Raw genomic sequence first — 12,775 nt, forward strand, 5'->3', positions numbered from 1 at the left:
GAGGTATATAAATGGAAAGCAATACTCAAATGTCATCAACAGACTTACAGCCTGATGATGCCGACCCTGGACAGCAGTCTTCATGGAAGAAGTCCACTGAACAATTAGAAAAGCAGTGGCAAACTAATGCCGAAAATGGGTTAACGCCAGCCGAAGCAAAACAACGACTGACAACCTATGGAAAGAATGAGCTACCAGCAAAGAAACCATCTAACTTACTGCGATTCATCAAACAATTCAACAGCAGTATTATTTATATTCTTGCGGCGGCAGCTATCATTACCTTTCTACTACATCATTATTCCGATTCTGTCGTTATTGGACTAGTTATTATCGCCAATGCCTTCATCGGATTCTTTCAAGAATTGTCGGCTGACAACGCCCTAGCTAAGATCAAGGACTTGTTAGTCGCCAAATGTTACGTCATCCGTGATGGCAAAAAAATCACGATTGAATCTAAGCACTTGGTTCCGGGAGATTTAGTCCAGCTAGAAGCTGGCGATACAGTTCCCGCCGATTTACGATTGGTGGCAGCTGATAACCTACGTATTCAAGAATCTGTCCTTACCGGTGAAACTAATTCAGTTGAAAAAATCGAAGAGGCTATCGACCAAGATGCACTATCCTTAGCCGACCAAAAAAACATGGCCTTCGCTTCCACATCTGTCACTAATGGTTCCGGGACTGGTATCGTAGTTGCGACTGGTCATGAGATGCAGATTGGTCAGATTCAACAAAACGTTTCACAAGTAAAGAACAAGGCCACACCCCTAACTCAAAACTTAAACCGTCTAGGATTAGGATTGTCGATTGCCATCGTTGTAGCCGCAATTCTTTTATTCATCCTTGGTTGGATAACTAAGATTTATAGTTTACCTACTCTATTGATTGCCGTAATCACTATGGTCGTTGGTTCAATGCCTGAAGGATTACCAGCTAGTACGTCCGTCGTCCTTGCGATGGGGACGCGTCAATTAACTAAGCAACACGCCATCGTCAAGTCGCTACCTGCCGTTGAAACACTCGGTGCTGTCGATATCGTCAATACTGACAAGACGGGTACACTGACTAAAAACGAAATGACCGTGACTGACATCATCACTGCTAAACATCATTACACGGTAACAGGTGTCGGCTACGACGCTGACGGACATGTAGTCGATGACCGACAACAAGAGATAAATTGGAAGGACCATCCCAATCTAGATTGGTTAGTCGAAATCGCCGGTCAAACTTCCGATGCTGAATTCCACTTAAAAAATGATAAGTGGACTTTGACTGGCGAACCAACTGATGGTGCATTAACTGCGCTCTATCATAAATTAACTAGTACCGACCCAGAGGTTGAAGAGATTGATTCATTGCCATTTGATTCCGCCTTTAGATTTTCAGCTCGTCTAGTTGACCAAAATAACACTCGCCAATTATTCGTCAAAGGTGCACCGGAAACACTCATGAAACTAGCAAATCAACACGGCGCTCACTATGATACAGAAATGTGGCATCAAAAAATTGAAGAGTTAACGAAACAAGGTAAACGTGTCGTGGCTCTAGGTCATCAGCTCGTCAACAGCGACTTAGAATCTATCGACCGACAAGATGTGGGTAAGAACTTTGACTTAGTAGGTATGGTCGGAATCATTGACCCACCTAGAGAAGAAGTCGCCAAAGTCGTTGAAGAACTACGTTATGCCGGTATCAAGGTTAAAATGATCACTGGTGATGATCCCAATACTGCTAAGGCTATCGCCAAACAGTTGAATCTATCAGACAATCCACAAGCTCTGACTGGTTTGGAAATCAACAAAATGTCTGACGAAACTTTAGCTGACCAAATTGACCGTTACTCTGTCTTTGCTCGTACTACACCGGCAGACAAACTCAGGATTGTTCGTGCGCAACAAGCTAACGACCACGTTGTCTCAATGACTGGTGATGGCGTCAATGATGCGCCTGCTCTTAAACAAGCTGATATCGGTGTCGCCATGGGTATCAAAGGTACTGACGTTGCTAAAGGTGCCGCTGATATGGTGCTAGCTAATGACAACTTCACTACGATCCTTACGGCTGTTAAAGAAGGTCGTCACGTCTTCGATAACATTCGCAAGACGATTCGTTTCTTGTTACCAACTAGTTTCGCTGAAGGTCTGATCGTAGTGATGAGTATCGTCCTCGGTCAAGAATTGCCACTATTCCCTACACAATTGTTGTGGATCAATATGGTCTCTGCCTTGACGATTCAATTCGCCTTCATCTTCGAACCCACTGAAAGTGGGATCATGGCTCGTGGCCCACGTAATATTCACAAGGGGATTTTGAGTAAGTTCAACATCCTCGAAATAATCTATATCTCCATCCTGATCTCCGGGTTAGGTATGATAGCCTATGATTACTTACTAGGACAGGGGGTTCCTGCTGCAGTATGTAGCACTATGACGCTGAACGTGATCATCTTCGGTAAGATATTCTATCTCTTCAACTTGCGGAATAATCACCCCGTCATATCGAAGTATTTCTTCCAAAACAAAAAGGCTTTCTACATCATTGGAGTTTTGATCATCTTACAGATGGGAATCATCTATCTACCATTCATGCAAGAAATTTTCCACACAACTAATGTTAATTTCTGGTACGGTTGGGGCATCCCGATCATCGCTGGATTCATCGTCTTGGTAGTTGCCGAAGCAGTTAAACTAACACACTTGCGTTGGCAAAAAGTACGTATTGATAAAATGAAAATGTAATCAAACTCTAGGTACATTCGCAAGAATGTGCCTTTTTTGATAGCAAAAAAACCTCTAAATAATTTCAGAGGTTTTGAGATTAATTATTTTTTACAGCAGGTTCACGACTACCTAATCTGACTTTGCCCACTTCATGAACGTTTTCTTCAAGGTCTTGTTCCTTGAATCCAAACAAGTAAGTACAGGTGAACGAAACAACGATCGTTACGGCTGAAGCAATCAAGTATCCCGTGAAACTTCCATCCATCCCTTTAGGATTGATGAATGATGCGAATCCGATCAATGAGCCAGCGAAGCCCCACATATCAACGTGGAACAGGCCTGTCAATAGACCACCGACAGCTCCACCGATATTAGCCGTCCAGAAGATCCTACCGTACTTCAAGTTGATACCATACATTGCTGGTTCAGTTATGCCCGCAAAGGCTGAGATTGTTGCAGCACCAGCGATTTGCTTCATAGCAACGTTCTTCTTGGTCTTGAAGAATACGGCCATAACTGCCGCCCCTTGAGCGACCATCGTAGCTGACACGATCGCATTCAGTGCACTGTGACCCGTCGTAGCTATCTGGTTAGCAACAACTGGAATAACTGCCCAGTGCAAACCGAAGATAACTAAGCACTGATAGAACCCACCAATGATCAAACCTGACAGTGCTGGACTAAAGTTGAGTAGAGCAACGATACCCATAGCTAGATAGGAACTCATCAGTGTAATGATAGGACCAACGATAACCAGAATGATTGCACTAACTAGAAAGACCTCCACTAAAGGACTGACAATCATTCTGACCGTGGCTGGAATATGTTTTTTGAGCCATGGCTCAATCATCGAAGCTAGCCAAGCTGCCGCGATCATCGGAAAAATCGAATAAGTATAGTTGGCAACATGAATGGGAATTCCAAAAAATTCGGCGTTCATGTTCATTTGGACAGAACTAGTTTTTGCCGCTAATTGCACCAAGGTTGGATAAGCCAACACTCCACCAATAACACCAACGATTATTTGGTTAGCTCCCAGTCGCTTAGCAGCGGTGAAACCTACTAAAATCGGTAAGAAATAAAAGACTGAATCGCCCATGGCACTGACGATCATATAGGTCGTACTAGTGTCAGATAGCCATTTGGCTGATACGATCAGCGATACTAGTCCCTTGAGAATACCAGCTGCTGCTAGTAAGCCAATTATTGGCATCATGCTAGCAGTGATTACACCGATCAACGACCCAAAGTAATACTTCGTCTTAGGCCAGATACCTTTTGGTGCTGGTTCTTTTTTTGCTTGGGCTTCATTGTCATTCGTACCGATACCTGGTCCCAAATGTTCTACTACGGCATCGAAGACATCCTCGACTGCTGGACCGATAACAACTTGATACTGCCCACCCGCTCGAGCAATATCGAGAACTCCGTCTAAGTTTTTGATGACATCATCTTTAGCAATTGTATCGTCTTTTAAGTAAAAACGTACTCGGGTTATGCAATGAATAACATTATCAACGTTACTAGGACCACCGACATTTTTTACAATCTGCGTGGCTAGTGCATCGAAGTCGATTTTTTTCTTATTAGAAGTACCACCCGAACTATTTTCACCTTTAGCGAATAAACTCGCAGTCGCGGCCGAATCCCCGCCATCGATATTACCAACATGAACATTTATTTCTTTTAGCACTTGCGCAGTATTGGTAATAGCAATGATCACGTCAGTTATTTTACCAGCGTCTTTGATGCTTGCCACATCCATCGTTGCAAGTTGCTGCCCTGCCTTAACGGTATCGCCCTCTTTGACATAAAGATCAAATGGCTTGCCATTCATTTCGACTGTATCAACGCCCATGTGGATCAAAACTTCTAATCCATCATCCGAATCGATACCGATGGCGTGTTTGGTACTGGCGACTAAAACAATCTTTCCAGATACTGGAGAAACAATACTACTGTCACTTGGTATCACACCAAACCCATCACCCATTGCCTTTTCGGAAAACATTGGGTCGTGGACACTTTCGATCTTCACAAGATCTCCACTGACTGGGGAGAGCATGGTTATTGTGTTTTTCATAGAGACACCCTCCTAGCACTTATTTTTTATAAAAAAGGCGATAGATAAGTTGTAATCAAGAAAAATTTACTTATCTATCGCCATTATTTACAAACATAAGATACTACATTTAAAAGATGTTTAAACATCATATTTGGATAATAATTTTTATGAATTTTGTATCATTTGTTTAAACAAATAAAGTTATAATACTGAATAAGAATATGTTTAAACAAATAATCAATGGAGGGGTATTATGACACCACTATACTTAACCGTTACCGATAAACATATAACCTATTCTTATGAAGATCAAAATACTACCGCGACCGTTCAACAATCTTACAATATCAATCCCAAGTTGGAACTAGAGGATAATTTTATTAACTTTAAATCTAAATTACCTGAATACTTCGACGTTATCGTTATTTTAAATCCACTCGATATGGAATTAAGAGATACGATCGTCAGTTGTCTGGACCAACCTATTGATATTGGACTTTATATGGAAAACCTATTCCACATCCCAACGGTGGGTATTCATCAGGTTGCCAAACTAGGATTGAAACAGGCGGCCTCCATTGAAGCCGAGTATGCTGGTTGGCATCTCGACTACTTCGGTATCGAGGTCGGTAAGAATCAATATTCTCAAGAAGCCATGCAGACGCTGGGCAATGGATACTTTGGACTTCGGGGCGCATATGTGGAAGCAAAGGCTGATAAGGATAATTACCCAGGGACCTATGTCGCTGGGGTATACAATCAGTTGAAGACTAGTATCAACGATCGAGAGATAGTCAATGAAGACCTCGTCAACTTACCCAATGCACAATTTATTACTTTTAGCATTGATGATACTGAAAAATTCCGATTCAACGACGACGAGATCGAGAACGTCTTTCGCTCACTCGACATGCGTACGGGACTACTAACAACAACCATGTTCGTTCGGCTCAAAAATGGTAAGCGACTGAAAGTTACTAGTCGTAAGGTAGCTGATATGAAAAACTATCACAGTTATTCGTTGCAGTATACAGTTCAACCTTTGAATTTTTCTGGAGAAATGAAGATTCACACTGAAATCGACGGACAGGTGCGTAACACTAATGTTGAGCGTTACAAAAAGCTCGATAATCACCATTTGATCACTGATAAAACACTGATAGAAGATAATGTAGCCATTTTACTGTCACATACACGTCATTCAAATATTGACATTGCCGTTGGTTCAAAGATTGATTCTCCAAATCTCAGTGACTTGAATATTCATACCGATAAGTTGCATGACAAAGTAGCACAGACGGTCACTTTTAATGTGGTCGAGGGTAATACTTATACGGTCGAAAAAACCGTCAGCATCTATACTTCACTAGAGACCAAAAGTAACTTAGTTGAAGCTGTTAAATCTCACTCGTATCACAAGACGTTCGCAGATGCCGTCAGTAATTCAATGGAAAGTTGGCAAGATATTTGGAGCAACGAATATTTGGAGATAGATGGCGATATCACTTCCCAAAAACTGCTTCACCTCAATGCCTTTCATGCGACAGTATCAGCTCAACAAAATGTCAATTGTGACCTAGATGTTTCGGTCGGAGCACGCGGACTACATGGTGAAGCTTATCGTGGGCATGTTTTCTGGGATGAATTGTTTATTTTGCCATATTACAATCTTCATTATCCTGATCTGACCAAGTCACTTCTGATGTATCGTTACAATCGTCTCGGGGCCGCTCAAGAATATGCACATACCAATGGTAACGAAGGTGCAATGTATCCTTGGCAGAGTGGCATGTACGGAGACGAACAATCACAAGTTATGCATTTGAACCCCATCACTAATCAGTGGGATCCCGATAATTCGCGTAAACAACGCCATGTCTCCTTATCAATTGCGTATAATATCTGGAATTATTACAGCATGACTGACGATGAAGACTTCATCAGAGATTACGGACTGGAGATGTTGCTGAACATCACTAAGTTCTGGATCAGTATGACTGAATATGACAAGGATGCTGACAAGTACTCCATCTCCAATGTCATGGGACCGGATGAATTCCATGAAGGCTATCCCAACGAAGAAGACAGTGGTTTGACAAACAATGCTTACACTAACATCATGACGAGCTGGGTCTTCAAAAAAGTCGACTACTTCACCACTCATGAACCTCAAGATGTTTTGGATGACAACTACAAACGTGCCCATTTTACTACGGAAGATCTCGAGTTGACTAAAAAAATTCGACACAACCTAGAACTGGAATTCAATAAAGACGGCATCCTAGCTCAATTCGAGGGATATTTCAAACTTCAACCTATCGACTTCGACTATTACCGTCGTCAATATGGCGACATCTCCCGAATGGATCGAATCCTCAAGGCTGAAGGAGATAATCCTGATGACTATCAAATTGCTAAGCAAGCCGATTCTTTGATGGCACTCTACTCGTTGCGAGAACCAACTTTTTTTCACATCATGTCTGATTTAGGTTATGAGATCAAAGACAAACACGATTTCATAACAAAGAATATCGAGTACTATCTAGATCGGACAACTCATGGATCGACCCTATCTAGAATTGTCTATGCCATGCTGGCACTGAAGGTGGACAATAACGAGCTCGCCTGGGACTTATTCTCTCAAGCTCTGACCTCTGACTTCTCTGATATTCAAGGTGGAACTACTGCTGAAGGTATCCATCTAGGAGTTATGGGCGCAACGTTGAATGTCGTAACTTGTTTCTTCGCCGGAATAGATTATCGTGGACCAGAATTAGAGATCAATCCAAATGTTCCGGACGCCTGGCAAAGTATCAAGTTCAACATGTTATTCAGAGGTACACACTTCTACTTCACCGTTACGCACGATCAAGTCAATGTCATCCCTGACAAAGAAATAATCGTCGTCTTCAAAGGCGACAAGGTAAAGTTAGAGGCTCACAAAGAAAAAATCTTGAGTTACTGATGGATCATTATATGATTTATTAAATAAAATAATACAAATATATTGAATAACCTCCACAAAAGTATATTATAGAGTGATTGTGATTACTTTTGAGGGGGTTATTTTATGAGTGATTTAACAACTGGAAGACCTATCAAAGTTATCTTTTTATATACAATTCCGTTGTTATTAGGTAACTTCTTCCAACAATTTTATAATTTCATCGACACTTTGATCGTTGGTAAAACCATCAGTGTCAACGCTCTGGCAAGTGTCGGGGCAACAGGCGGTCTGACTAGTTTAGTAGTTGGTTTTGCGATGGGCATGACCAGTGGTCTAACGATTTTGACCGCCCGACGTTTTGGCGCTGGGGATGAATACGGTGTAACCAAGAGTTTTGCTTCAGGCATCATTATCTCGCTGTTCATCACCGTCATCTTCACGATAATTGCCATGCTAGTCGCCTATCCACTTCTAGTCGCAATGCAGACGCCTAAGGTCTTATTGCACGATGCCTTTATATTTCTCGAAATAATCTTTGCTGGCATCTTTGCATTTGTCGGCTTCGACTTCTTAGGAAATACCATGCGGGCACTAGGCAATTCACGAGTTCCACTATTCTTCTTGATGGTCAGCACTGTCCTCAACGTCTTATTGGAACTAATCTTCATCCTATACTTACATATGGGAGTTGCCGGTGCCGGTTTAGCAACTGTTGTAGCTCAAGCGATAACCATGATTATTTTATGGTTTTATATAAGAAAGAAAATACCGTATTTGATAGTCAGTTTTTCAGATTTTAAAATCGACAAGGCTGAGATCAAAGAGTTGTTGCGTATGAGTTTGCCGATGGGATTTCAATCTTCAATCATTGCCATCGGTTCGATTATTTTGCAGTTCATGCTCAATACCTTGGGTGCTCAGGCCGTTGCTGCCTACACAGTAGCTGGTCGTGTTGAACAAATCGCGACCTTACCTGCTATGAGTTTTGGGATCGCCTTAGTCAATTACACGGCTCAGAATTTAGGTGCCAAAAACTACTCACGGATTTTAGAGGGAGTAAAAAAAGGTCTACTAATGTCGATCACTTCTAGCTTGATAATTGGTGCCATTTTGATCTTATTCGGTCGCAACATTTCACATTTATTCATGAATGGTCCTGAGACGCACGTGCTGAATCTGATTCAAATCTATTATTGGTTCAACGGAACCATGTACTTTATGCTTTCTATCTTATTCATCGTCAGGTACACGCTACAAGGCTTGGGCAATCAAAAAGCACCAACGATTGCTGGAGTGGCAGAACTGTTGATGCGGATATTTGCTAGTGTAGTGATGATCCGATTCTTCGGATTCTATGGTGCTGCTATGGCTAGTCCATTAGCGTGGATCGGTTCAGTATTGGTACTCGTAAGCACTTGGAACATTGAGTTACGTAGGCTTAAAAAGCTTCAAGAATCGCCAGAAGAAGGTATACCTGACGTCTATCAACACAGCTAAATAATAAATCTATTTATTATTTCTTTTTCATTTGAATCTGTTAAAATGAAGGTGAATCAAATAGAACTTATTAATTATTAAAGAGGAGAATATCGATGGAACTTATGGATATGCAAGATGGTAAATCTGCTAATAAACGTAAACCTCGAGCGTCGGTCATGCTAGATGATGATGTACCGATATTAAGCTTGACGGTGAATAGGCAGGTGAATAAATAAAATGTTAAAGAGAACATGGAAGTACTATTTACTTTTGGCACTAGCCATTTTATCATTTTCAGTTATTCAATCTGACCTTGTAATATGGATGCTCGTTGCACTAAGTATCATTTCAGTAGCATTCACGTTTATTGATACGCAAGAAAATAGGTAACTGTGAACTTATTCCTCATAATGAGAAGATTCAAATCTCTACTGGCAACCTTTTAGGTTGTCTTTTTTTGTCCTTTAATGCAACAATTGAAACATAACAAATTGGAGAAAAAACATGCTACTACAAGAAAAAATGAAAATTACACATTTCTCACCTAACGAAAAAATCATTGTAGATTTTATTTTGGAAAAGCAAGAGTTGATCCGCGATTATTCAACTATATCCATCGCCAATGAAACTTACACTTCTCCTTCAATATTGATTAGAATCGCTAAAAAATTAGGCTTCAATGGTTGGAACGATTTAAAACATGCCTTTTTGGAAGAAACTTCCTATTTGAACAGTAACTTCACTGATCTTGATGCTAACTTCCCTTTTACGAGCGATGACTCCTTAATGTCAGTAGCGAATAAGATTGCTAACTTAAAATCGAAAAGTCTAATGGACACTATCCAATTGCTCAAACCTGAAATTTTGGAACAAGCTGTTCATCTATTAGACAGTAGTCAGAACATCAAATTATTCGGTCTCTCCGACATGATTTTTCTAGCACAAGAGTTTACCTTCAAAATGCGCCACATCAATAAACCAACTGAAACTTTTCCAATTCAAAATACTATGTTTCAAGAGGCGGCTATGATGAACGCTAATGACTGTGCTATTTTCATTTCATATTCGGGAGAATCGGATCCTTTGTTTGACGTTGTTGATATTTTAAAGCATCATCGTGTTCCTATCCTTGCTATCACAAGTATTGGTGATAATAAATTATCAAGAATGGCTGACGTGACATTAAATGTAACGACACGAGAACATTCGTATTCTAAAATTGCTAATTTTTCTTCGCAAGAATCAATTAATTTAATCCTCGACATTCTTTACTCCGAATTATTCAAACTGCAGTATGATAAGAATTATCAATTCAAACTACAACTATCACAATTAACTGAATTTCGAGACATAAAAAACCAGATTATCAACGATGAAAATTGATAATCTGGTTTTTTTAACGTACTATTATGCCCCGATCAAGATAGCCTCTCAAACATTCTTCGATTGTTTCTAAAACCGTATACTTCGGTTGATAGCCCAGCAATCGTTGTGCGTTAGTTATGCTATATTGACCACTTCTAGCAATATGATAATAACTCTTGTCGATGTCAGCTTCTGAACCAACGTACTCACACCACTCATCCCACTGTAAAAAATTTATCTTTGGTTCTTGATCAAAGAAGCGATAAGTAGCCTGTGCATATCCATACAAAGTGAGTGATTCGGTAGACACTGCGTGAAAACTCTGTCCCAACGACTGCGTCCGATGAGTGATTGCATCAACGAATAATTGTGCTACGTCATCAGCATGTACGTGATGTAGTGTTTCCATCCCAAAATTGGGTAAATAAAGCTTCTTACCATCCGCAATATCTTGGAAGACTTGGTCATTCTGATTCCCTAGTGGGTTAATGATCGACCACGCAGGTCCTGAAATTTGTCCAGGCATGATGATTGTTGCAGGAAAATCATTATGTAGAAATTCTGATTTTAAAATCATTTCACTCTGATATTTATTAATACCATATTCATCCAAGGGGTGCTTGATACCATTGGGATCAGCCGGTAAAGTTTCAGCCCGTCCATGTGCCCAAATAGATGAACAAAATAAATAGTGTGTTAGATCAGTTGATTTAAGCGATTTAATGATTTTCTTTGTATCTTCAACTGTGAAACTAATGAGATCGATTACTATATCGCCGTTTAAGTCTGCTACCTTGTCTGCGAATCTAGCATCTTCTTTTCGATCTAACGATACATGTGTGATTTTATTCCAAGCACTATCTTGCGTATAAGGCTCACGTTTCCCACGACTAACTGCTGTTACATCATATCCTAATTTTACTAACTTTGGTACTAAGTACGAACCAATATGTCCATATCCACCTAAAACAATTACTTTCAAAGTATCTATCTCCTAAATGTTTTTCTAAATATTAACACGACAATAATCATTCAAATAAAATGAATAGCAGATTGAAATGACATTTACGAAAAACATCCAAAAACTATAAAAATATGTAAAAAAATAGTATTGGCTTCCGCCAATACTAAATATATTTTATAATCTCTTAGCACATTCATAGATGGCATCTTCACTAGCTGCTGCCTTACCTACTAGGTTCAAGAAGGCATGTGACATACCACCATAACGAATATATGTTGCATCGCATCCTGCCATTCCTAATTTCTCGATAAAGGCTTCATCTTGAAGACGGAATGGGTCATACTCACCTACCAGCACTGTTACTTTCTTAAACAATGTCGGATCTGCGTACATTGGTGAAAGCACTGGTGATGTTAAATCAATATCTTGTTCTGGCAAATATAATTCGGTCATTTTTTTGTCCAATTGTTGGAATATTTCATAAGTTGCATGAAGTACATCGCGTTGTTCATCAACGATTGGAATACGTTCGTCATCCCACAGTCCGCCGTTGTAATCTGAACCATGGATAATTGTTGGGTAGAAGAGCAAGTGGCTAGATATGTCACATATCCCCATATAATGACTTAGCTGTCCTAATCCCAATGCCATGGAGCCGCCGGCAGAATCCCCTGCAAGTGTTATATCATTTTTTGTTTTTACAACTAGTGATAATACTGATAAGCAATCCCACAGTCCGAATGGATATGGATTCTCTGGTGCTAGTCCATAATCTACGGAGTAGATCGTTCCATCAAACTTAGTTGCCAGCAGTCGTAATGGAATCAATGAATCTTCAGCACTACCGCCATAGTATGCACCACCGTGAATATAAATCAGTGCACGGTTATTATTTTCAGAACCTTTTTTATAAATTCTCAGATAACGTACCTTACGCCCTAATTCGTATGAGTAACGAGAATCTACACAGATATCTGGATATTGCATCTCTGGAATTGGTTCAGGCTCTGTACTTGCACGTAAAACTGTCAAGTCGTTGGATAATACTGGATTATCAACAATCCCCTTTAAGTCGTTCCATGTATTGGTCTCATAGGTGTGAGCATCGACACGATCCTTGATGACCATATTGACATCTTCCAGTCGCGGAACTTCAACTGGTTTTACTCTCTTAAGGCGATTCAATTCTGTTAAATAATTATTTGAAATCATAACGTCCTCCCTGATAC

At 40.2% G+C, this 12,775-nt stretch carries 7 protein-coding genes; 4 read left to right on the forward strand and 3 right to left on the reverse strand.

The genetic code is table 11. The annotated features are described in order from the left end of the window. Positions 1–11: 11 nt before the first annotated feature. A complete protein-coding gene (locus tag AC27FM_RS03290; protein WP_487085904.1) occupies positions 12–2,744 on the forward strand; it encodes an HAD-IC family P-type ATPase in 2,733 nt (910 codons plus the stop codon). Positions 2,745–2,823: 79 nt separating this feature from the next. Here AC27FM_RS03290 and AC27FM_RS03295 read toward each other — a convergent pair whose 3' ends face one another. After that, positions 2,824–4,809 (reverse strand): PTS sugar transporter subunit IIABC, encoded by a 1,986-nt coding sequence (locus AC27FM_RS03295; RefSeq protein WP_487085905.1) that lies wholly within the window; start codon positions 4,807–4,809, stop codon positions 2,824–2,826. 235 nt (positions 4,810–5,044) lie between these two features. Between AC27FM_RS03295 and AC27FM_RS03300 the strand changes: the two genes are divergently transcribed. The 3 genes from AC27FM_RS03300 to AC27FM_RS03310 all read left to right on the forward strand — a co-directional run bounded on the left by AC27FM_RS03300 (position 5,045) and on the right by AC27FM_RS03310 (position 10,600). Further along, positions 5,045–7,756 carry a glycoside hydrolase family 65 protein gene (locus AC27FM_RS03300; protein ID WP_487085906.1) on the forward strand — a complete coding sequence of 904 codons (2,712 nt, stop codon included), beginning with the start codon at positions 5,045–5,047 and terminating at the stop codon, positions 7,754–7,756. A 105-nt stretch (positions 7,757–7,861) separates the two neighbouring features. Beyond that, the gene (locus tag AC27FM_RS03305; protein WP_487085908.1) at positions 7,862–9,235 is read left to right on the forward strand and encodes an MATE family efflux transporter; all 1,374 of its coding nucleotides are present in this window, start codon (positions 7,862–7,864) and stop codon (positions 9,233–9,235) included. A gap of 486 nt (positions 9,236–9,721) precedes the next feature. Next, positions 9,722–10,600, forward strand: a complete 879-nt coding sequence (locus tag AC27FM_RS03310) for a MurR/RpiR family transcriptional regulator (protein ID WP_487085910.1) — start codon at positions 9,722–9,724, stop codon at positions 10,598–10,600. A 13-nt stretch (positions 10,601–10,613) separates the two neighbouring features. Here AC27FM_RS03310 and AC27FM_RS03315 read toward each other — a convergent pair whose 3' ends face one another. Next, a complete protein-coding gene (locus AC27FM_RS03315; RefSeq protein ID WP_487085912.1) occupies positions 10,614–11,564 on the reverse strand; it encodes an NAD-dependent epimerase/dehydratase family protein in 951 nt (316 codons plus the stop codon). 156 nt (positions 11,565–11,720) lie between these two features. Then, positions 11,721–12,758 carry an alpha/beta hydrolase fold domain-containing protein gene (locus tag AC27FM_RS03320; RefSeq protein WP_487085914.1) on the reverse strand — a complete coding sequence of 346 codons (1,038 nt, stop codon included), beginning with the start codon at positions 12,756–12,758 and terminating at the stop codon, positions 11,721–11,723. Positions 12,759–12,775: the final 17 nt, after the last annotated feature.

It is taken from the genome of Companilactobacillus sp. y65-5 (assembly GCF_057541095.1).